Origin of the sequence: Parvibaculum sp. (genome assembly GCF_030651915.1) — a bacterium.
GTDB lineage: Bacteria > Pseudomonadota > Alphaproteobacteria > Parvibaculales > Parvibaculaceae > Parvibaculum.
The window spans coordinates 190,441-212,639 of the sequence record NZ_JAUSBV010000005.1 but is presented as its reverse complement, the minus strand read 5'-3'; the positions used below and the strand labels follow the sequence as shown (position 1 = coordinate 212,639).

The 22,199-nt window shown below is 62.3% G+C and carries 19 protein-coding genes; 12 read left to right on the top strand and 7 right to left on the bottom strand.

The features are described 5' to 3' along the window. Window positions 1-132 precede the first annotated feature (132 nt). Entirely contained in the window at window positions 133-1,074 is a 942-nt protein-coding gene (locus tag Q7V31_RS05400; protein WP_304732875.1) for a homocysteine S-methyltransferase family protein, read from the bottom strand. 276 nt (window positions 1,075-1,350) lie between these two features. Between Q7V31_RS05400 and Q7V31_RS05395 the strand changes: the two genes are divergently transcribed. Both Q7V31_RS05395 and rarD read left to right on the top strand, forming a co-directional pair. Beyond that, window positions 1,351-2,322: an AraC family transcriptional regulator gene (locus tag Q7V31_RS05395; protein ID WP_304732873.1), complete on the top strand. Its 972-nt coding sequence runs from the start codon at window positions 1,351-1,353 to the stop codon at window positions 2,320-2,322. A gap of 94 nt (window positions 2,323-2,416) precedes the next feature. After that, window positions 2,417-3,355, top strand: a complete 939-nt coding sequence (rarD, locus tag Q7V31_RS05390) for an EamA family transporter RarD (RefSeq protein ID WP_304732871.1) — start codon at window positions 2,417-2,419, stop codon at window positions 3,353-3,355. Between the two features lie 36 nt (window positions 3,356-3,391). On the opposite strand, the gene Q7V31_RS05385 is transcribed toward rarD, so the two are convergent. The 3 genes from Q7V31_RS05385 to Q7V31_RS05375 form a co-directional block, all read right to left on the bottom strand. After that, entirely contained in the window at window positions 3,392-4,183 is a 792-nt protein-coding gene (locus Q7V31_RS05385; protein WP_304732869.1) for a 2-keto-4-pentenoate hydratase, read from the bottom strand. 1 nt (window position 4,184) lies between these two features. Beyond that, entirely contained in the window at window positions 4,185-4,955 is a 771-nt protein-coding gene (locus tag Q7V31_RS05380) for an HpcH/HpaI aldolase/citrate lyase family protein (RefSeq protein ID WP_304732868.1), read from the bottom strand. Window positions 4,956-5,059: 104 nt separating this feature from the next. Next, window positions 5,060-5,752, bottom strand: coding sequence for a TetR/AcrR family transcriptional regulator (locus Q7V31_RS05375; RefSeq protein ID WP_304732866.1), 693 nt, complete (start codon window positions 5,750-5,752; stop codon window positions 5,060-5,062). 260 nt (window positions 5,753-6,012) lie between these two features. On the opposite strand from Q7V31_RS05375, the gene Q7V31_RS05370 reads away from it, so the two are divergent. From Q7V31_RS05370 to Q7V31_RS05355, 4 genes are read left to right on the top strand one after another with little or no spacing between them, the layout of a single operon-like run. Continuing rightward, window positions 6,013-7,512, top strand: a complete 1,500-nt coding sequence (locus Q7V31_RS05370; RefSeq protein WP_304732864.1) for a 4-hydroxyphenylacetate 3-hydroxylase family protein — start codon at window positions 6,013-6,015, stop codon at window positions 7,510-7,512. Beyond that, window positions 7,509-8,969: an aldehyde dehydrogenase gene (locus Q7V31_RS05365; protein ID WP_304732862.1), complete on the top strand. Its 1,461-nt coding sequence runs from the start codon at window positions 7,509-7,511 to the stop codon at window positions 8,967-8,969. The genes Q7V31_RS05370 and Q7V31_RS05365 overlap by 4 nt, the downstream gene beginning before the upstream one ends. A gap of 13 nt (window positions 8,970-8,982) precedes the next feature. Continuing rightward, on the top strand, window positions 8,983-9,885 hold the full coding sequence (locus tag Q7V31_RS05360; RefSeq protein WP_304732861.1) for a VOC family protein: 903 nt from the start codon (window positions 8,983-8,985) through the stop codon (window positions 9,883-9,885). Between the two features lie 49 nt (window positions 9,886-9,934). Then, a complete protein-coding gene (locus tag Q7V31_RS05355) occupies window positions 9,935-10,768 on the top strand; it encodes a fumarylacetoacetate hydrolase family protein (RefSeq protein WP_304732860.1) in 834 nt (277 codons plus the stop codon). A gap of 320 nt (window positions 10,769-11,088) precedes the next feature. On the opposite strand, the gene Q7V31_RS05350 is transcribed toward Q7V31_RS05355, so the two are convergent. After that, entirely contained in the window at window positions 11,089-11,637 is a 549-nt protein-coding gene (locus Q7V31_RS05350) for a TIGR00730 family Rossman fold protein (RefSeq protein WP_304732858.1), read from the bottom strand. Between the two features lie 144 nt (window positions 11,638-11,781). Between Q7V31_RS05350 and Q7V31_RS05345 the strand changes: the two genes are divergently transcribed. The 4 genes from Q7V31_RS05345 to pssA all read left to right on the top strand — a co-directional run bounded on the left by Q7V31_RS05345 (window position 11,782) and on the right by pssA (window position 16,454). Further along, window positions 11,782-12,750 carry a LysM peptidoglycan-binding domain-containing protein gene (locus Q7V31_RS05345; RefSeq protein WP_304732857.1) on the top strand — a complete coding sequence of 323 codons (969 nt, stop codon included), beginning with the start codon at window positions 11,782-11,784 and terminating at the stop codon, window positions 12,748-12,750. Window positions 12,751-12,882: 132 nt separating this feature from the next. Next, window positions 12,883-14,808, top strand: a complete 1,926-nt coding sequence (locus Q7V31_RS05340; protein WP_304732855.1) for an ABC transporter ATP-binding protein/permease — start codon at window positions 12,883-12,885, stop codon at window positions 14,806-14,808. A 41-nt stretch (window positions 14,809-14,849) separates the two neighbouring features. After that, the gene (locus Q7V31_RS05335) at window positions 14,850-15,557 is read left to right on the top strand and encodes a phosphatidylserine decarboxylase (protein WP_304732853.1); all 708 of its coding nucleotides are present in this window, start codon (window positions 14,850-14,852) and stop codon (window positions 15,555-15,557) included. 96 nt (window positions 15,558-15,653) lie between these two features. Next, window positions 15,654-16,454 carry a CDP-diacylglycerol--serine O-phosphatidyltransferase gene (gene pssA, locus Q7V31_RS05330; protein ID WP_304732852.1) on the top strand — a complete coding sequence of 267 codons (801 nt, stop codon included), beginning with the start codon at window positions 15,654-15,656 and terminating at the stop codon, window positions 16,452-16,454. A 16-nt stretch (window positions 16,455-16,470) separates the two neighbouring features. Here pssA and Q7V31_RS05325 read toward each other — a convergent pair whose 3' ends face one another. Together Q7V31_RS05325 and Q7V31_RS05320 are read right to left on the bottom strand one after the other, a co-directional pair. Beyond that, window positions 16,471-16,692 carry a hypothetical protein gene (locus Q7V31_RS05325; RefSeq protein WP_304732850.1) on the bottom strand — a complete coding sequence of 74 codons (222 nt, stop codon included), beginning with the start codon at window positions 16,690-16,692 and terminating at the stop codon, window positions 16,471-16,473. After that, a complete protein-coding gene (locus Q7V31_RS05320; RefSeq protein WP_304732849.1) occupies window positions 16,679-17,992 on the bottom strand; it encodes a methyltransferase domain-containing protein in 1,314 nt (437 codons plus the stop codon). Before Q7V31_RS05320 ends, Q7V31_RS05325 begins: the two co-directional genes overlap by 14 nt. Before the next feature lie 282 nt (window positions 17,993-18,274). On the opposite strand from Q7V31_RS05320, the gene Q7V31_RS05315 reads away from it, so the two are divergent. Further along, window positions 18,275-20,572 (top strand): RND family transporter, encoded by a 2,298-nt coding sequence (locus Q7V31_RS05315; protein WP_304732847.1) that lies wholly within the window; start codon window positions 18,275-18,277, stop codon window positions 20,570-20,572. A 175-nt stretch (window positions 20,573-20,747) separates the two neighbouring features. Further along, window positions 20,748-22,199, top strand: coding sequence for a class I SAM-dependent methyltransferase (locus Q7V31_RS05310; RefSeq protein WP_304732845.1), 1,452 nt, complete (start codon window positions 20,748-20,750; stop codon window positions 22,197-22,199).

Sequence of the window (22,199 nt, the reverse complement as noted above, 5' to 3'; positions counted from 1 at the left end):
CAATACCCGTGGGCGTGCAAACACTTTCTCCTCCGCGCCTTCGCGTGCAAACCCTTGACGGCATTGCCACTGCGAAAAGTCATGCCGCAGAAGTGAAGGCGGGGCCGCGCATCGCCGGCCCCGCCCGTCGCCTCAAGCCGCTTCGAGGCAGGCCGATGAAATCGCCTCCATATGGCGGTGATCGGTGCCGCAGCAGCCGCCCAGCACGTTGATCTGCGGAAAGCGCGCCCGCAGATCGCGATACTGCGCCCCCAGTTCGTCCGGATTGCCCGCGTCGAGCTCGGTCGCCACGTCGAGTTCGGCATGGCTGCAGCGCGACGCGTTGGCGCGGATGCCGCCGATGCGCTTCGTCCATTCGCCCTTCAGCACATCCGCAAAGTGGTCGGGATGGGCGCAGTTGACCATGTAGTAGGCCGGTCCGCGCGACGTCGCCGCATCGACGGCGGCAATCGCGTCGCCGAGCTTGTCGCCCGCCGGCAGCGTGCCGTCGGTCTCGACGGTGAAGGAGATCGCGACCGGCATTCCCGCCGCCTGCGCCGCGCGCGTCACGCCGATCGCCTCGTTGATGTTGGTCATCGTGATGGCGGTGATCAGGTCGGCGCCTTCCTCGGCATAGATCGCGATCTGCGGCGCGTGATAGGCTTGTGCATCCTTCACGTTCATCGCCTCGCCGGCGACATAGCCGTCGCCGCGCGGGCCGATGCAACCGCTCACTACCATCGGCGAACGCTCGGTCTCGAATTCGCCGCGCAGTTCATGCATCATCTGGATCGAACGCCGGTTGGCCGCTTCGAGTTTGCCGGGCGTGTAGCCGAGTTTCGCGGCCCAGTCGGGGCTTGCCCGCCAGGTAGGGCTTTCGAAAATGAAGCCCGTGCCGGCCGCGCGCGCGACCCGCGCATGACGGCGGAAATAGGCGCGCAAACCTTCCGTGCCCGTCTCATCCCGCAACAGGTGGAAGGCGGCAAAGTAGGGCAGCTCGAAGCCATCGAGATAGATCAGCGTCGTCTCGATGCCGCCGTCGGAGAGGAACAGCCCGCCATCCAGTTGCGGCAGGCGATTTCTGTATTTGGCCATGATAAAAAATCCTTATGCTTGGGGGCGCACGAAGGGGCGCGCCGGCCCCGGAGCGTTTCCAGGTGAAGTGCCTCCTTGAAAAAGGGGGCGGTTCACCGTGCTGAAGCGCGACAAAACAAAGACTTGGAGTCGTTCATCGTTTCCGCGAAAAGATGAACGACTCTGGGCCGGCGGCTCTTCAGTCGCCGCGAAGCTAGCCGCGTCCGCGCTGCGGAATAATGCGCGGGACGCCGGATCGTTTTGCCGATCCGCCGAATCTGTGAGGGGGCAGGGCCGATGGACCCGCTATCCGACGTTCTCCGCTCGATGCGCCTCACCGGCGGCATCTTTCTCGACGCCGAATTGACAGCGCCCTGGTGCCTGGCCTCGTCGGTGACGGCGGAGGATTGCGCGCCCTTCGGTGCCGTCCCGCACAACATCGTCTCCTGGCACTATGTCGAAACCGGCCGCCTGCATCTCGAGGTCGCGGGCGCCCCGCCCGTCGCGGTCGAACGCGGCGAGATCGTCCTGCTGCCGCACAATCACAAACATCTGATCGGCAGCGATCCCGGCCTGCCGCCGGCCGATGCCGAAGGGCTGATCCAGCCCATGCCCGGTGGCCTTGCTCGCATCGTTCATGGCGGCGGCGGCGAACGCACGCATGTGATGTGCGGCTTTCTCGGCAATGACATCCCGAGCGATCCGATCCTTGCCATCATGCCGCCGGTGCTGAAGCTGGCGGCGCCGGAAGGCGCGACCGCCGAATGGATCGAAAGCACCTTCCGCTTCGCCGCCGCGATCCTCGCTGGCGGCGGCGAGCGTTCGGCCGCCGTTCTCGGCAAGCTCGCCGAACTGCTGTTCGAGGAAGCGGTTCACCGCTATCTCGCCAACCTGCCCAACGGCGAGACGGGCTGGCTCGTCGGCCTGCGCGATCCGGCGATCGGCCGTGCGCTGGCGCTGCTCCATCGCGGCCTCGACCGCCACTGGACGACTGAGGTGCTGGCCGCCGAAATTGGCATGTCGCGCTCGGCCTTCGCCGCCCGCTTCACCGACCTCGTCGGCGAGCCGCCGATGCGCTATCTCGGCAAATGGCGGCTGACCTTCGCCGCCCGCCGGTTGATGGACACCGGCGAACCCGTCGCCCGCATCGCCTTCGAGGCCGGCTACGAATCCGAAGCCGCCTTCAACCGCGCCTTCAAACGCAATTTCGGCTCGCCCCCGGCGACCTGGCGAAGGGCGACGGCGGGTCCGGAAACGGCCAATGGCTGAGCCCGACTGACCGGGTCGCATCTCCCCAAACAGGCCGAACAGGTTTATAGCTCGGGCCCGCCGCTCCGGCCGACCGAGAACAGGAGCCTGCGCCATGCAGGAAAAACCCGCCGCCCCGTCCACGCCTGTCAGCGAAGCCGCGCTTGGCGCGTCGGCGGCCGCCGCCGGCTATCTGCTCTGGGGCGTTTCGGTCATTTTCTACAAGCAGTTGATGGATGTGCCGCCCTTCGAGGTGCTGGCCCACCGCTCGATCTGGAGCGTGGTGCTGGTCCTCTTCGTCATTCTGGTCATGCGCCGCCGCGCGCAGTTGATGGCGCTGCTGCGCAACCGCCGCGCCATGCTGACGCTGTTCGGCACCTCGATGCTGATCGGTTCCAACTGGTTCGTCTTCATCTATTCGATCAACGAGGCGCGCATCGTCGAAACCAGCCTCGGCTATTACATCAACCCGCTGGTCAGCGTGCTGATCGGCGTCGCCCTGCTGGGCGAGCGCCTGTCGCGGGCGCAGATTTTCGCGGTCGCGCTCGCATTCATCGGTGTGCTGAACTTTGCGCTGGTGCTGGGCACGCTGCCCTGGATCTCGCTCTTCCTGGCGGCCAGTTTCGCGGCCTATGGCTATCTGCGGAAAATCACCAAGGCCGACCCGCTGGAGGGGCTGCTGGTCGAGGTCGCGCTGCTGATGCCGCTGGCGCTGCTCTATCTCTGGTGGCTGTCCGGCCATGGCGGCACCAGCTTCGGCAATGGCAGCTGGTGGACCTTCACCTTCCTGGCGCTGACGGGGCCGATGACCGCCGTGCCGCTGCTGCTCTTCACCTTCGGCGCCCAGCGCATCCGCCTCGCCACGCTGGGCCTGATGCAATATCTGGCGCCGACGACGCAGTTCCTGATCGCCGTGCTGCTCTATGGCGAGCCGCTGGCGCTCTCCCAGTTGCTCACCTTCGGTCTGATCTGGGTGGGGCTTTCGATCTTCAGTTTCGACACATGGCGGCGCGAACGCGAACTGCGCCGTCTGGCCGCGCTCGCAAGCCGCTGATGTGATGTCGGCCGGCTGCGCCTTGCCGAACGCGCCTCAGACGAAACTTGTCGCGACCTCGCCGAGGCCCTGATCGAACTGGCAGACGATTTCGTCGCCGGCTGAAATCGGCAGGACACGCACGAAGGAGCCGGTGAGGATCGTGTCGCCCGGCTCGAAGGCGGTGCCGAATTCGCCGAGCTTGTTGGCGAGCCAGGCGACGGCCGTCACCGGATTGCCGAGCACGGCCGATGCCTCGCCTTCGAGTTCCTTCGTGCCGTTCCGGTAGAGCGCGCCCTTGACGCGCCGGATGTCGATCTGGTCGAGCCGCCGCGGATTGGCGCCAAGCACCACCGCGCCGCAAAAGGCCAGATCGGCGATATTGTCGATGACGTTGAGGCCGGGCGCGCGTTCGACGCGAAAATCGACGATCTCGATGGCGGGCAGCACGAAATCCGTGGCGCGGATCACATCGACCGGCAGCACGCCCGGTCCCTTGAGGGGTTCCTTCATCACAAAGGCGATTTCCATCTCGACCATCGGCGCGAAGAAGCGCGACATCGGGATGGGCGTCGCCTCGGGCACGAAGAAATCGCCGGTAATGGCGCTGAAATCGGGCTCGGTCGTGCCGGAAAATTCCTGCATCGGCTTCGAGGTGAGGCCGACCTTGTAGCCTTTCACTTTCGATCCCGCCGCCACCTGCCGCGCCACGAAGCCTTGCTGGATCCGGTAGGCATCCTCGACCTCGATCCCCGGATAGGTCGCGGTCAGAAGCGGCATCGGCTTCCGGCTCCGATAGACCTCGAAGAAATCGTCGACGATCTTCTCGCGTGTCGCCTTGTCGAGCATGTCAGGATTCCTTCTTTCCGGCCGCCTTCACGGCTTCGAGATCGCTGCGCGCCGCCATGGAAAGGGCGGTGATGTCGGTGGTGGTCGAAATCATCTGAAAACCCTGTTCGATGCGAAGCGGTGCGACCTTCGCATTCGACAGAACCGCGGTCGCGACTTTGGCCGCACGGGCAGCCGCCGAGACTTTGGCAATCGCCGCGTCGAAGGCGGGCTTGCCGTCATTGTCGCCCGGCGGTAGGCCGAGCGCGATCGACAGATCGAACGGGCCGACGAACAGCGCATCGACGCCCGGCACGGCCGCGATCTCCTCGACATTGGCCAGCGCCTCCGGCGTTTCGATCATCGGCACCACGGCAACGCGCGCATTCGCGTCCATGAAATAGCCGGGCCCGTCCCGCATCCCGACGCGGATCGGGCCGAAGCTGCGGCGTCCCTTCGGCGGATAGAGGCAAGCATCGACGGCGCGCTTGGCATCCGCCGCTGTCTGGATCATCGGAATGACGATGCCGAGCGCGCCGGCATCGAGCATGCGGCCGATAATCCCCGGATCGTTCCACGGCACGCGCACGATGGGCAGGGCAGGGGTGAGATCGATGGCGCGGATCATGGCGAGCGCCGTCTCGTAATCCATGCAGCCATGCTGCATGTCGACCAGCACCCAGTCGAAGCCGGCGCGGCCGAGCGCCTCCGCCGTCAGCGGTTCCGGGATCATGCACCAGGCGCCGAGCGTCACCTCGCCCGCCGCCCAGCGCGCTTTCAACGACGTGCCCAAGCCGACCTCCCCTCATGCTTGCGGTCTCGGTGGACCGCTAAATACTGAGTGTCATCATAAATGATGAAAGTCAATAATCGACCGAAGGCGCGAAGGGCGCGCGGTCAGGCCTTGCGCGCGGATTTTGGCGGTGTCTTGGCGGGCTCGATCAGCCCCTCGACCCCGATGGTGAGCTTGGCGCGAAGTCTTTTCAGGAATCTCGGCTTCGATATTTCGCCGCTGACCCAGTTGAGCAAGGTCAGATAATAGATACTGAAGAGATTTTCTGCCGCCAGCAGCGGATCGACGCCCTGGCGGATGGTGCCTGCGCCTTGTCCTGCGGCGAGGATGTCGCCGATCCCGCTATAGATGCAGCGCATCAGCCGGGCGAGATCGCGGCGTGGCCCCGGCGTGTTGAGGATCGTTACTTCTTTCAGCAGCGCCTTTGCCAGTTCCTTGTCCTGATCGTGATATTCGATCATGTAGCGGAAGACATGCATCAGCTTGTCCACAAGCGATGCTGAAGCAGGCAGATGCAGGAAGGCATTTTGCGCCTGTTCAAGCATGTCGCCGCTGAACACCATGACCAGCAGCTCTTCCTTGGATTTCGCATAGAGGAAAAGCGTGCCGGTGCCGATATCGGCCTTCTCGGCGATCTCCTGCGTTGTCGTATCGGCAAATCCCTTGCTGCCGAAAAGCGCCCTGGCGGCGGCGACGATCCGGGCGCGCTTTTCCAGCTTGTTGCGCTCGCGGCGTCCGGGCTCGACGGGGCGCTGCGCCCGCGAAGTCTTCGCCCGAACGCCCGAACTGCGGTTCACCAGCTTTTTTCCCGGCACGAATTGTCACTTTCCCGAAAATCGCAAATGCCAACAAAACAGGGCAGTTACCCTCCTATTGTCATTCGCCTCCGGTCACAAGTCCATCGGCGGAGAAGGCCGCGGCTTGACAGGACCTGCTTTCCTCATAAACTGATTATAGTCATAAATGAGATGAATCATAAATATCGTCTCAACAAGCCCGCCGCAGCGCGCGAACACCGCGCCGGACGAATGGCCGATCAACGGGGAGGAAAAACGACATGCCCGCACGCACAGGGGAGCAATTTCTGAAAGGTCTGGCCGACGGCCGCGAAATCTGGGTCGGCAACGAAAAGGTTTCCGACGTGACCGACCATCCGGCTTTTGCAGGCGCCGCGCGCGGCCTCGCCGGCACGTTCGATCTGCAATACGAGCATGCGGATGAATGCCTGATGCCCGATCCGGAAACGGGCGAGAAGATCAATGTGAGCCACATGATCCCGCGTTCCAAAGCGGATCTCATGCAGCGCCACAAGGGGTTGCAGCGCGCCGCCGAATATACGGTCGGCGTCATGGGCCGCACGCCCGACTACATGAACGTCACCTATGCGGGCTTTGCCGGACGTCCCGACGAATGGGGCGCGAACGGCAACGAGCGGGGCGCCGAGAATCTCGTCAACTACCAGAAGTTCCTGCGCCGCAACGACATCTCGCTGACCCATACGATCATCCAGCCGACGGTCGACAAGGCCGAGGGCGACGCGCCGAAGCCCGGCAACACAGTGTCGTTGCGCAAGGTCGGCGAAACCGAGCACGGCATCATCGTGCGCGGCGCGCGCATTCTCGCGACGCTCGCCCCCTTCGCCGATGAGCTGGCCGTCTATCCCGGCGCGCCGCTCCTGCCCGGCACCGACGATTATGCGCTCGCCTTCTGCATTCCGATGAATACGCCCGGCCTCAAGTTCATTTGCCGCGACAGTTGTGCAGGCTCGCTCAATCCTTTCGACCACCCGCTGTCGAGCCGCTTCGACGAACAGGACGCCTTCGTCATCTTCGACGATGTCGAAGTGCCGTGGGACCGCGTCCATATCGACTGCAACATGGATGTCTATAATCAGGTCATGTGGACGGGCTGGTTTCCCAACATCATGCAGCAGACCATGATCCGGGCGCAGACCAAGCTCGAATTTGCCTGGGGGCTTGCCACGCGCATGGCGGAATCGATCAATTCCGTTCAGCCCGGCACGGCGCAGATGCTGGGCGAAATCTGGACCTTCGCCGAACTGGCCCGTTCCGCCGTGCAGGCGGCCGAAGACAATGCACACGACCACGGCAACGGCGTCTGGTTCCCGCAAGGCGCGCCGCTTGTCGCGCTCCGCGCCTCGCTGCCTTACTGGTTCCCGCGCGTGAACGAGATCATCCGCCTCACGGGTTCGCACAATCTGCTCGCCGCACCGACCGCCGCGCAATTTGCCGACCCCAGACTGCGTCCCCTGATCGACGAGTTCATGCATGGCGCGGGCGATGTCAGCGCCGAAACGCGCGCCCGCATCTTCCGGCTGGCCTGGGATTTCTCCGGCAGCGCGCTGGCCAGCCGCAATGAGCAATATGAACGCTTCTATCTGGCATCGGGCGCCCGCAACCAGCAACTGGCTCACAAGCTCGGCGAGCGTGCGCGTGCGGACCGTCTTGTCGATCGCTTCATGACGGAACCATACAGCGATGCGGACATGTCGGGCGGCGCCGCGAGGAAAAGCAAGAAGGTAGGGCAGGCAGCATGAGCGCGAACACAGTCTCGGTCGCGGGCGTCGACATCTCCACCGATCACTGGATCGGCGGCAAGCGCGTCGCGTCGAAGGAGAAGTTTGCTGATTTCTCGCCGGTCGACGGCTCGCATCTCGCCGACATATCGGCGGGCGGCAAGGCGGAGGCGGAGGCGGCGGTGGCTGCGGCACGGAAAGCCTTTCCGACCTGGGCGGCACTTGGCCACAGGGGACGGCTGCCGATCCTGAAGAAATTCGCGGACGGCATAAGGGCGCGGGTAAACGAGCTGGCCGCCGTCGAGACCATGGACAATGGCTCGCTCCTCATGGGCAATGTCCATCGCGTCGTGCCGCGCGCGGCGCAGAACATCGAGTTCTTCGCCGACTGGGCGATGACGCTCGACGGTCATTCGATCGACTCGCCCGAAGTCGTGAACCATGTGAAATACGATCCGGCGGGCGTCGCGGTGCTGATCACGCCATGGAACGCGCCCCTTATGCTGACCACCTGGAAGGTCGGCCCGGCGCTTGCGGCCGGCAACACCATCGTCGTCAAGCCGCCGGAATGGGCGCCGCTCACCTGTTCGTTGATGGCCGACATCGCGCATCAGGCGGGCGTGCCGCCGGGCGTGCTCAACGTCGTGCAGGGGATCGGCGAGGTCGCGGGCGATGCGCTGGTGAACCATCCGGACATCGACCGCATCAGCTTCACCGGTTCGACCGATACCGCGAAGATCATCGGTCAGGCCGCCGCGCGTTCGATCACGCCGATGAGCGCGGAGCTTGGCGGCAAGTCGCCCTTCATCGTCTGCGCCGATGCCGATCTCGACGCGGCGGCACAAACGGTGGCCGGTCAGTACATGAATGCCGGTCAGGTCTGTCTCGCGGGCACTCGCATTATGGTCGAAAAGAAGATCGAGGAGGAATTCCTCGAAAAGGTGCGCAGTGCGGCAAGCCACATGGTCGTCGGCGATCCGCGCGACAAGGACACCCGCGTCGGGCCCTTGATCCACAAGGAGCATTTCGAGCGTGTCGCCGGCTTCGTCGAGCGTGCGAAGGCGGACGGCGCGGTGCCGCTCTGGGGCGGGAACCGCGCGAATTTCGGCGAGCTCTATTTCGAACCGACGCTTTTTGCCCATGTGAGCCCCGAACTCGAAATCGCGCAGCGCGAAGTCTTCGGTCCGGTCCTCACCTGGCAGAGCTTTTCCTCCGACGACGAGGTGGTCGAACTCGCCAACAACACGCGCTACGGCCTCGCGGGCACACTCTTCAGCCGCAACGAAAAGCGGGCGATGGACATTGCCGCGCGGGTCGTCGCCGGAACCTTCTGGGTCAACTGCTTCTTCATCCGCGATCTCGCGGCGCCTTTCGGCGGCTCGAAGGATTCAGGTATCGGCCGCGAAGGCGGCGTCTGGAGCTTCGATTTCTACACCGACATAAAAAACATATCGGTCCGCAAGGGATCGTTCGCCTGAGGGAGCGCAGAAAATGGTTCAGGTAACAGAGCTCGGCTATATGGGCCTCGGGGTCAAAAGCCTCAAGGAGTGGAAGGATTACGCCGCCAATATCCTGGCGCTTGAAGTCGTGGATGAGGGAGAGCCCGGCCGCTGCTATCTGCGGATGGATTACTGGCATCACCGCCTCATTCTCGAAGAGGATGGAACGGACGATTTGAACTATCTCGGCTTCCGCGTTGCCGGCGTCGAGGAGTTCCGCGAGATGCACCGAAAACTCGTCAATGCCGGTATCGACGTGCGGATCGGCACTTATGAAGAAGCGGCGGACCGCCGCGTTCTCGAGATCATGAAACTCAAGGATGCGAGCGGCTTTCCGATCGAGATTTTCCATGGACCCCAGGTGCAGGCCGACAAGCCCTTCCATCCCGGCCGCCGCATGCATGGCCGCTTCAAGACCGGCGAGGGTGGGCTCGGCCACCTGATCCAGAAGGAAACGGTCGGCTTCGAGAAAACCTACGAGTTCTACAAGCTGCTCGGTATGCGCGGCGGCATCGAATACCGCATTCCGTTCCCCGGCCTCGACAAGCCGTTCGACCTGATGTTCATGCATTGCAATGCGCGCGACCACACGGTGGCTTTCGGCCCGCCCGGCGAAAAGCGCATCAATCATCTGATGATCGAGGTCGACAATCTGGACGATGTCGGCCTCACCTATGAGATCGTCCGCCAGGCGGGCATCCCCATCACCATGATGCCGGGCCGGCACGCGAACGATCACATGTACTCCTTCTACTTCCTCAATCCGTCCGGCTGGATGTGCGAAGTGGGCTGGGGCGCACGCGAAGCGACGCATCAATCGGAATATTACCAGCGCGACACCTATGGCCACGAACAGAACGAGCAGGTCATGAAAAAGGGGCTGATGGAGGTCTGACCGGAAGGTCGGCGCCACGCCACGCATAAAACAGGCAGGGAGAAGAAGCATGTCGGTTCTGGAAGGTCCGCGCGAGGAATGGCGGCGTATTCTGCATCAGGGAACGCCCACCTGGGTGAAGCCGGCGGAGGGCGGCAAGCTGCGGCTTGGCGACGGAAGGCTGGTCGATGAAGCGAGTGCGACCTATCTGCCGCCCTGCGATCCCACCAAGATCATCTGCATCCATCTGAACTACGATTCCCGCCGCGTCGAGTTCAAGGCGCCGCCGCTTGTCACGCCGACCTATTTCCAGAAGCCGCTGACGACGCTCAATTCGCATCGCGGCTTCCTCAACCGGCCCGCCGATTGTCAGTATCTCAACTATGAAGGCGAGATCGCGGCCATTGTCGGCAAGCCCATGCGCAATGTCGCGCCGGCCGATGTCTGGGATCACCTGGCAGGCTTCGCGCCCGCCAACGATGTCGGCGCGCAGGATTTCCGCGATACCGATGCGGGCTCGATGCTGCGCGTCAAGGGCCAGGACGGTTTCTGTCCCGTCGGACCCGGCATTGTCCGTGGCGTCGATATCCGGAAAGAGAGCGTGCGCACTTATATCAACGGCAAGGTGGTGCAGGACGGACCGGTCAGCGAGATGACCTTCCCGATCGACTACATCTTCGCCGATCTCTCCCGCCACATCACATTCCTGCCCGGCGACATCGTGCTCACCGGCACGCCCGCTAATTCGCGTCCGATGAATATCGGCGATGTCGTCGAGGTCGAAGTGACGGGCATTGGACGCATCTCGAACACCGTTCAGGAGGTGCCGGCGCCGACGCATGATGTCGGTCACAAACCGACCGACACCGACGCGGTGCGCCGTGTCGCGCTCGGTCAGTTCTGAGCGAAACGGTTCGGAAATGTAGCCGGCGGTTGCGCCCGACGTCACCGGGATGACGCGGGCGACCATCCACCGAACGGCGTTGGTGACCGTGAACTGATTTACGTGATCAGGACGTCATTCAAAATTGTCCTGGCGGCGGCAGTGTGAATTCCACAGACGTGCTGCGCGAGTCGGCAGCCGCTTTCGCAAACCGGGGATAAGTTCCGGCATCGCCCATCCGTGCCGCTCAGGGCTGAACGGCAAGCGGTCCGCGCGCGAACCGGCGGCGTGATTTGTGACAGTTTTTTGACAGTTTTGTGACAGAGGGGGGGTAACGCTGTTCACAGCGCTGCCTCGATGCGCGGCAGAATGTCCTCGATGCGGTCGACCACCGAATAGATTCTGCGGATGTCGGAGCGCGCAAATCCGGTCTTGATGATGTGGTCGAGCAATTCGATCAGCGGGTCCCAGAAACCGTTTAGATTAGCAATCACAATGGGATAGCTGTGCCGCCCGAGCTGCGCCCAGGTCAGCATCTCGACCGTTTCCTCCAGCGTGCCGATGCCGCCGGGCAGGGCGACGAAACCCTGCGAACGCTCGAACATCAGCTGTTTGCGCGCATGCATGCTGTCGGTGACGATCAGCTCGCTGACATCGTCGAGCTGCACCTCGATCTCGGTCAGGAATTTCGGAATGATTCCCGTGACTTGCCCGCCCTCGGCCAGCGCCGAGCGGGCCACCGCGCCCATCAGCCCGACGCCGCCGCCACCATAGATCAGCCGCACCTCGGCCTTGGCCATCAGCCGCCCAAAGCCTTCCGCCGCCGCCATGAATCGGGGCTCGCGGCCGATGCCGGAGCCGCAATAAACGCACAGGCTTTCGAGTTTCATCTGCGTTAAGCCTTTTTCCTTGTTGAGTTATTTGATGCGGAGCATTCACATTGGTGCCGTATTTGCAAGGTAGGCGATAGACTGTGCGCAGCAGGATTGTCGCCTCATTTCGGCACGCACTCCAACGGGTAAGGAAACAGGACAATGAAACTCGGAGCGATCGTCGGTGCCTTGGTGGTGGCCCTTGCGCTTCTGGCCGCAGGCTACTGGTACTTCCTGCGCGGCGACGGCGTACCGGCGCCATCCGATCTCGCGGTCGAGGATCAAGTCCCTGAAGATGTTGATGTTTTCGACGAAGCAGCCGACCCCGCCATCCCCACATTCGACATCGTCCGCGTCGAGCGCGACGGCGCCACGCTGGCCGCCGGCCGCGCCCTTCCCGGCGCCCGCATCCAGCTCAAGGCCAATGGCGAAGTGGTTGCCGAAACCACCGCCGATACGCGCGGCGAATGGGTTGCCGTCCTTGATGAGCCGCTTCAACCCGGCACGGTCGAACTGACCCTGACCGCCATCAATCCGGACGGCAGCACAAGGGATTCCCTGCAGGTCGTCTCGGTCGTCGTGCCCGACCAGCCCGACAAACCGGCCCTCGTCGTCCGCAGCGAGCCCGGCAAGGCAAGCATTGTGCTGCAAGGGCCGGGCGTCCCCGCCGATGCCGGCAGCCTGATCCTCGAGACCGTCGATTACGACGAAAACGGCAATCTGATCATCGCCGGCCGCGCCGATGCCGGCGCCACGGTCCGCGTCTATGTCGGCGGCGATCCCGTCGGCCAGACCACGACCGATCCCACCGGCCGCTGGGAACTGCGCCCCGATGTCGAAATCGCGCCCGGCCAATATGCCCTGCGCGTCGATCAGCTCGACGACGAGGGCCGCGTTGTCGGCCGCGTCGAGGTGCCCTTCGAACGCGGCGAGCCGCTGGCGGTCATTGCCGCGCTCAAGGACGGCAAGGTTGTCATCCAGCCGGGCAACAACCTTTGGAACATCGCCCGCCGCCTCTATGGCTCGGGCTTCCGCTACACGGTCATCTACGAGGCCAACAAGGACCAGATCCGCGATCCGGACCTGATCTATCCGGGGCAGATCTTCGCCACGCCGTCCGACACCCGCTAAACGCCTGTTGCCATTCGGGAAAAGACGCTTATCTAGAGTAGAGAAAGTCGCCCCGTCCGGGTTCCGGGCGGGGCGTCTTCATGGAGGCGTGCGGCTTGCCGAAGGCCGCAAAACCGGAGACCCTCGGTCCCGATGTCCAGACACTTCGCCCGCGCCGCGGAAAGCGGCCCCCCGCCGCTGGTCCCGCGCGGCCATTGGTGGACGCTCGCCTCGGTGCTGCCGCGCCTCTGGCCGGCCGGCCGCAGGGACCTGCACACCCGCGTCGTCGTGGCGATGGTCGCGCTGATTGGCGCCAAGGCTGTCACCGTCTACGTACCCTTTCTTTACAAGGAAGCCGTCGACCGCCTGTCGCCGGAAACGGCCGCCGCCGCTGCCGTCATCGTTCCCGTTGCCCTGATCGTCGCCTATGGCGTCGGCCGCATTCTGATGGTGGCACTGGCCCAGCTCCGCGACGCGGTATTCGCCAAGGTCGGGCAAAATGCGGTGCGCGAGCTTGCGGTGGAGACTTTCCGCCACCTCCACGCGCTTTCGCTGCGCTTTCATCTCGAACGTCGCACCGGCGGTTTGTCGCGCGTTATCGAGCGCGGCACCAAGGGCATCGACTTCCTGCTGCGCTTCTCTCTGTTCAACATCGTGCCGACGATCATCGAACTTATCCTCGTCTGCATCATCCTCGCTTATGCTTTCGACATCTGGTACGCGGTCGTTACCGCCGTGACCGTCATCGTCTACATGATTTTCACCTTTGCCGTGACAGAGTGGCGCACGCGCTTCCGCCGCCAGATGAACGACCTCGATACCGAAGCCAACACCAAGGCCGTGGACAGCTTGCTCAACTACGAAACGGTCAAGTATTTCGGCAACGAAGACCACGAGGCGCGGCGCTTCGACCGTTCGATGGCGGGCTATGAGCATGCCGCGGTCAAGACCACCACGTCGCTCTCGTTGCTCAACACCGGCCAGACGCTGATCTTCACCGCCGGCCTCGCGGCGCTGATGCTGATGGCCGCCCAAGGCGTCGCCACCGGCATCCTGACCGTCGGCTCTTTCGTCATGGTCAACGCTTATTTGATCCAACTCTATCAGCCGCTCAATCTCCTCGGCACGGTCTATCGCGAAATCCGTCAGGCGCTGATCGACATGGAGACCATGTTCGACCTGCTGCAGGTGCCGCCGGAAATAAGCGATGCCGCCGATGCGCGATCGCTCGACGTGAGAGGCGGCGAACTGGTTTTCGAGAATGTCGGCTTTTTCTACGATCCGGACCGGCGCATTCTCGACGACGTTTCGTTTCGCGTGCCCGCGGGCCGAACATTGGCCATCGTCGGCCCCTCGGGCGCCGGAAAGTCGACGATCTCGCGCATCCTCTATCGTTTTTACGACATCGCCGAAGGCAGCGTCCGCATCGACGGACAGGACATTCGCGGGGTGACGCAAGCCTCCTTGCGCGCCGCCATCGGCATGGTTCCGCAAGATACGGTGCTCTTCAACGACACCATCCGCTACAACATCCGCTATGGCCGCCCCGACGCGAGCGATGCCGAAGTGGAAGAAGCGGCGCGGCTGGCCCAGATCGCCGGCTTCATCGAGCGTCTGCCGAAAGGCTATGACACGCGGGTTGGCGAGCGCGGACTGAAGCTGTCTGGCGGCGAAAAGCAGCGCGTCGCCATCGCCCGCACAATCCTCAAAAATCCGCCGATCCTGCTGCTGGACGAGGCCACTTCGGCACTCGACACCCACACCGAAAAGGAAATCCAGACGGCGTTGAAGGGCATTTCCGAAAATCGTACCACGCTGATCATTGCCCATCGCCTCTCGACGGTCATCGACGCCGACGAGATTCTGGTGCTGGAACAGGGCAGGGTGATGGAGCGCGGCCGTCACGATGACCTGCTGGCAAAAGGCGGAATCTATGCGGCGATGTGGGATCGCCAGCGCGAGGCCGACGCTGCCCGTCAGAAGCTCGAAACCATGCCCGCAAGCGACAGGGAGCCGGAGCCGATCGTCGAACCTGCGCCTGCAGAACCCCTGATTGCTGCCGATTCCGGTTATCCTTAACCCCGGCGGCCCGGCGGGCTACACTGCCCGCACCGCAACTATTGCCCAACCAGGACAGAAAGACCGACATGGACAGCCTGACTTCGATCCTGACGCCCATCCACAAAGAAGGCCATCGCTGGGTCATCATCTTTGCCGCCGCGACGATCATTCTGTTCCTGATCTGGAACCCGCTGGGCTGGATCGGCGTTGTTCTGACGCTCTGGTGCCTTTATTTCTTCCGCGATCCCGATCGCGTGACGCCGTCGCGTGAAGGGCTGGTCATCAGCCCCGCCGATGGTGTCGTCAACATGATTACGGAGGCGTCGCCGCCCGAGGAACTCGGTCTCGGCGACATGACACGCACCCGCATCAGCATCTTCATGAACGTGTTCAATTGCCATGTGAACCGCGCACCGGTTGCCGGCAAGGTCAAGCGCGTCGCCTACCGGCCGGGTCTTTTCCTCAATGCCGATCTCGACAAGGCCAGTGACGCCAACGAGCGCAATTCTCTGGTAATCGAACGCGCCGATGGCGAGCAGGTCGTGGTGGTTCAGATCGCCGGCCTTGTGGCGCGCCGCATCGTCTGCGACGTGGCCGAAGGCATTGACCTTGCGGCGGGTGAGCGCTTCGGCATCATCCGTTTCGGTAGCCGGCTTGATGTCTATCTGCCGGTGGGCGCAATTCCGCTGGTTGCGGTCGGGCAGACATCGATTGGCGGCGAGACGGTTCTTGCCGATTCCATTTCCGTGGAGCCGCACCACGTCTGAGTTGCGGATGAAAGCGAGTAGATAGGAATGGCCGATCCGATTCCGCCTTTCGAGCCTCGTCCAGGCCCCGGTTTCCGGGCTGGAGAGAGCCTGCGCATGCGCCGCGCGCGCCAATTTGCACAACTGCCCGTTCGCACAATCATTCCGAATGCGCTGACCGTGCTGGCCCTTTGTGCAGGGCTGACGGCGATCCGCTTCGCCATCGAAGGCCGTTTCGAGATCGCGGTCGCCGCCATCATCGTTGCGTCGGTGTTCGATGCGCTGGATGGGCGTGTCGCGCGCTTGCTCCAGGGGTCGACCCGTTTCGGCGCCGAACTCGACTCGCTAACCGATTTCGTCAACTTCGGCGTGGCGCCCGTGGTCGTTCTCTACCTGTGGTCGCTGGTCGAAATCGGTGGCATTGGTTGGATTGCGGTACTGGGATTCTCGGTTTGTTGCGCGCTGCGGTTGGCGCGCTTCAATGTTGCGCTGGAAGATCCGGACAAGCCTGCCTGGACAGGAAATTATTTTGTTGGCGTTCCGGCGCCTGCGGCGGCCGGCCTCGTGATGCTGCCGCTCTATCTCACATTTATCGGCGTCGATTGGCTCAAGGAAGTACCGATTCTTATTGCGCTGCACGCGCTCGCCGTCGCCTTCCTGATGGTGAGCCGGATTCCGACCTTCTCGGGCAAGCGCATGGGCTTGCGCATCCGTCGCGACATGGTGTTGCCGATCCTGCTGCTGATCGGCTTCGGCGCCGCCGTGATTTTGAGTTATCCGTGGTGGACCTTCACGACGCTCGCCGCAGTCTATCTTGTGTCCATTCCGATCGCCGTGATGCGCTATCGTCATCACAAGATGCGCACTGGAGCGCTCGATCCCAAGGCGGAAGAGACCAGCGATCTGGAACTGGACTGAGGAAATATCGGCAGGTTTAGCGCGTGGATTTCGAATTTGTGTCCGCGATGCTGCATTCGGTTTGTTCACCGCGCGCTGCACCGAGCCTGCGGAGCACGTTGTGCCGGAGCGTACCGGACGCGTCGAAAATCGGTTCGACACGATTGGCATCGCGGTTCGGCGAGGTATTTGTATCGCGCATCATTTGTTCCGCCGACATTTCGGCAGCTCCGTCTGTTCGGTCGTCATTGCGGCGCATCGGCCAATTCCGCGTCCGCGCCGTGCCCGTCGCCGGCTGATTCCTGCGTCCTCGTGCCGGCCGGTTGGTGAAGCGCATGAACACGCAGGAGACGTAGCATTCCGGTTTCGAGCGCGCGGCTGCGAGCGAGCCATGCATTGCCTTCGCGCATCAACATGGCCACCGTTTCGGGCGGAAGTTTGGCGTTTTGCAGGCAATCGTGAAAATGCCGCCATCCAGCATGAACAAGCGGCAGATATTCGGCGGTCAGGTCGTCGATCCTGTCGATTTTGTAATGTTGGGTTTCGAGTGCTTCCCGATACTGGGCCTCTGTCCATGGAAATACCGCTGCCGCTTCCGCATTTTCCCAGACGATCATTGCGTCGTTGTCGGGTTCGTCTTTAGCGAGAACAAAGTCGGTGAACATCAGAGAACCGTTGTCGCGCAATGCCTCGGCGATGAACGCGAACATGGTGTCCCGATCTTCAACGGCAAAGAGCGCTTCGCGCATGAAAATGGCCGCATACTGTCCGTGTGGTTGAAAGTCGTCGGCTGCAAATCCGTCCGGGCGAGCGATGATGGGGGCAGTCGCAGCGACCGATGCGCGTTCGGAGAGTTCGTGTCCGGCCGCGGCGAGTTCGGCATCGGCCTCAAGGCCCTTGATCGTCACGCCGAAGGCCTTGGAGACCGCGCGCATCGCACCGCCGAGGCCGGGTGCAAGGTCGAGATAGAGCGCGCCCTTTTCGAGCGTCAGCGGGCGAACCAGTTTGATTGCGAATTCGCTGCCGCCAGGCAGGCTGAAACCGTCACCCCAGAGCTTCTGGATAATGTCTATGCGGCCGAGCGGCGGCGGTTCGGGCACCTCGTCCGGAACAGCCGCCGCAACCGCTGGCTTGGCAATGGCTTGCGGCTTCGGTGCGGGCACCGCCGGGACTTTCTTCTTTTTCTTCTTCTTTTTCCGTCGTGCGATGCCCTTGGCCCGAGCAACATCGTCGGTATCCATACCTTCCCACCAGGCAATGATCCGGAGCAGGAATTCCATGACAAGACCGGATTCTTTCGGTCGGACTGGCTTGACGCCGGTTTTCTCCTCAACGTCCGGGGCCGCCGCACCTGATTGGCCCGGCCGCTTCTCGGGATGTGCGACGAGATATTTTTCGAGCGCCTGGCGATGGTTGGCGCTGAGCCTGCGCATTCGCCGGAAGCGCGCGATTGCATCCCCGGACATGGATTCGAGACCAGACGTGAAAGCAGCGACCGACATTGCCTGCAGCTCGTCGCTGCCGACTGTAGCCAGATTGACGAGCGTTGTGTCGCCCATGGTCGGTCCGCCGGTTTCCCCGAGGCCAGTCCACGCATTCGCGCGGGCCATTCCCCCTTCGATCTTCGATTCCTCGATGCCTCACGCCGGCTTCACGTCACCAGTTAAGTCGGCGCGGGGCAGCGGCTCAAACCCCATAATATTGCCATGTAGGTTAAATCCTCGTTTCCGACGTATCGACCCGATTGTTAACGTATCCTGAACTCGCCACTTTTCTTTGCGTCTGAAATCGCCCAAGTTAGCCTCGCGCTGATTGGGAGTTGGGTGGGGCGGCGCCGTTTCATGGCCAGAGTGATAAATCCGGTATTGAGGCTGCCGCGCGCAACGATCGCGCTGTGCTTGGGTATTTTTCTGGTTGCGGCAGCTGGCATTGCCCAGTTCGCGATCTCTTCCGACACACGCGTGTTCTTCGCGCCTGACGGCGCGGGGATCAAGACCCTGCAGGAATTCGACGCCAGATACGGCCAGAACAACAATGTGTTGCTGGTTGTATGGGCGGGTGGGCGAAAGGTAACCGAGCCCGATGTGCTGGCGGCAATCGGTGACCTTGTCGAACGGGCCTGGCAGTTGCCCCATTCGACGCGTGTCGATGCACTGACCAATTTCCCTCATGTTTCGGCCGACGACGACAGTTTTACCGTTGCCGATCTCGTTCCCGACCCGTCTCGCGTTACGATGGCGGAAGCGCGTGAGATTGAACGGATCGCGCTCGGCGATCCGATGGTGAGAAACCGACTTCTGGCCGAGGACGGGCGCGCGGCGGGCCTCCTGGTCAATTTCAATCTCCCGTCCGAAGCCTCGGTCGAGGTACGCGCCATCATCGCCGCAAGCCGGGCGCTTGTGGCCGCCTTTGAGGCGGATCACCCGGGTATCGAGGTCAAGATCACCGGGAATGTGGTGCTGATGGGCACATTCTCGGAAGCGGCGATGAATGACGCGATGGTGCTGATCCCGATCAGTCTGGTCGTCACCGCGCTCGTCATGTTCGTGTTTGTACGTGCTGTATTGCCCAGCATCGCGATCCTGTCGCTGCTGGGCCTTTCCAGCGCCACCGCGATGGGTATCGCCGGCTGGTACGGTTGGGAAATCAATACGGCCACCGTCGCCTGTCCGATCATCATCATGACGGTCAACATGGCTGCCGCCGTCCGGATCGTCACCACGGCGCTCAGTGCGCTCGGGCGCGGTCTGTCGAAAAGCGAGGCAATTGCCGAGGCGGTACGGATGAACCTCTGGCCCGTTACATTGACCAATGCCACCACGATGATCGGCTTCCTGGCCATGAATCTGGCCGACGCGCCGCCGCTGCGCCAGCAGGGAAACATTGTCGCCATCGGCATCGCGATTGCCTATTGCTTCACCTTCACATGGCTACCGGCCATGCTTGTCTTGATGCCGTTGCGGCCGGCCGTCCAGCGGTCCGAGGCCGTGATGGTCTCGCTCGGCCACTTTGTAAACCGCTACTACAAGCAGCTCTTCTTTTTATGCGGCGTGGTTGTCGTTTCATGTGCATTCTGGCTCGGCAACATTCGACTGGATGACGATTTCGCGCGATATTTCGATTGGCGTTTTGACTATCGGCAGGCATCGGATTTTGCCGAAGATCGGCTGACGGGATTGAATATTGTCGAGTTCGATGTTGGCGCCGGCGAGGAAGGCGGCGTATACGATCCGGCCTACCAGCGCCACCTCGCGGGTTTCGAGAGCTGGTTGCGCACACAGGACGGCGTCGTCAGTGTAATCGCCATTCCGGATATCACCCGCCGTGTCCATGAGGCCATGAACGGCGGTAAAACGGTTGACCCGGGTGGAATACCGGACGACCGAGACCTGATCGCCCAATACTTCCTGCTCTACGAAATGTCGCTGCCTTATGGCGCCTCGCTCAACGATCAGATCAATGTTGGCCGCTCGTCGAGCCGCGTTACAGTTATCTTGCGCCACAAAACTTCGAGTGAGATCCGCGCCCTCAATGCGGCGGCAACGGCGTGGCTGTCGGCCAATGCACCGCCGCCAATGCATAGTGCCGGTACTGGCATCAACCTTCTTTTTGCCGAATTGTCGGGAGTCAACATTCGCTCAATGATGTTGAGCACAGCCGTGTCGGTTTTACTGATCGCCGTCATTGTGGGGCTCGCGCTGCGGAGTGCATTTCTGGGCTTTCTCAGCATCTTTCTCAACATGTTGCCATCATTGGTCGGTTTTGGTCTCTGGGGACTGCTTTATCAGGACATCGGCCTGGCTGCCTCCGTCGTGACCGCCATGACCATCGGCCTCGTCGTCGATGACACGATCTATTTCCTGCTGATGTACAGGCAGGCGCGCGCACGCGGCCTCGACCCGGAGCAATCGATCAACTATGTCTTCGCAACTGTCGGCGTCGCCATGCTGGTCATCACGGCTTCGCTGACGCTCGGCTTCGGGACGCTGGTTTTTTCGGGCTTCGAGGTTAACCGCTCGCTCGGCGCGATGACCGCCATGGTCATCATGTCCAATCTCTTCATTGATTGGCTGATGCTGCCGCCGGTGATGCGGATCATCGAAAACAGCCGCGCCATGGCGGCGAAGCGAGCCGGCTAGTAGTTGCCGGAGCTTCTCCATACTAGATTCGCGATTATCCCTAGACTCTCCGTTATGGAATGCTTTAAAGGCATCCATTAACTAGTTGTTAATATTTGTAATTTGTTAGCCATTATGATTCTCTAGACCTCGGTATCTACGGATACAGTTTCTGCGAGTAACGGGCGGGTGGGCAATGCGGACCTATGAGCAACTGACGGGTGAGCAGGGGCGGAAGATGTTTTACCGCGCGGAGCGTTTCAAACCGGAACAGCTCTTTCGCGACGCGGTCCCAGCCGTATTCATCGATGACGAGCGAGCGACGCTCAAAAACCTCAGCATGACGGGTATCGCCGTCCAGAGCGGGAGAGCCGGAGGCTGGGACAATTTGATCGGCGCCGAAATGCCTTTCGAGCTTCGCCTGGGCGATGCCCGCCTTTTTGCCGGTGCCGGCCGGGTTCGCCGGATCGAACCCCACGGAATGCGAACAACGGTGGCGCTCGAATTCACCACCGGCTTTCTCGACATTCCGACGATCGTAACCGATCACGACAGCCTGGTATTGACGCAAGCGCTGGCCGATCCGGCGTTCGGCACGTCGCAGGGCATCCTGCCGGCGTTCCAGCAACTCAGCACGGAGATTCTCAATCTCTTCCGGTCCTACAAGAGCATCCTTGAAACCTTCGAGGCGCGCCTCACGGCGACCGGTAGCGAACGGGAAAAACTGCTGCTCGACGCACTGATCGCCTGTGAGGATCGGATCGTGCCGCAGTGGAAGGAACTCTGGTATCGGGGCAACGATATTCTGACGCCGGTCTGGAGCGATCCGGTGATGCTGGCGCGGCACAAACGCTATGCCGAACGCGTGCTGACGCCCGACTTCATGCCGGGCGCCGTGATGAAGCGCTGTTACGAGAAGCCGCTGGGTTATCCGGGGGATTTCCGGATCATGAACTACGTCTACGAGTGGCAGCGTGTAGGCAATACGCCCTATGAAAAGCTGCTGCATCGCATCGGCATCGAGACCGGCGCCTGCGTCGGCACGCGATTGCGCATGACACAGAAGCTGATTGCGGAACGTGTTGCGGAAAACGCCAGCGACACGCCGTTGAACATCGCCAATCTCGGCTGCGGTTCGGCCTACGAAGTCTATGACTATCTGACGATCGATCGCCTGCCGTCGCCGGTCAACTTCACACTTATCGACCAGGACGACCGGGCGCTGAACCATGCCTACGAGCACGCCTATCCCGAAGTGGTCCGCCATGCGGGCCGCGCCAAGGTTCAGTGCCTGCAGGCGTCGTTTGCTCAACTCCTGAAGGCCGGCGCTCTTTTCAAGACATTGCCGCCACAGGATGTGATCTACAGCCTTGGCCTCTACGACTACCTCTCTGCCCGCCGCGCCCGCGCACTGACGCACGATCTTTACGCACAGGTGAAGCCTGGTGGAAAGCTCATACTCGCAAACGTCAAGAAGGGCCGCGAAGCGTGCGAATGGCCGCTTGAATTCGTGACGGACTGGAGCCTGGTCTACCGCACCGAGGCGGATATGCTGGCGCTGATCGACGGTCTTGATGTCGCCAATGTCACGGTTGAGGTCGATTCGACGAAGTGCATCTATTTGATGGTGGTGGACAAGCCGGCATAG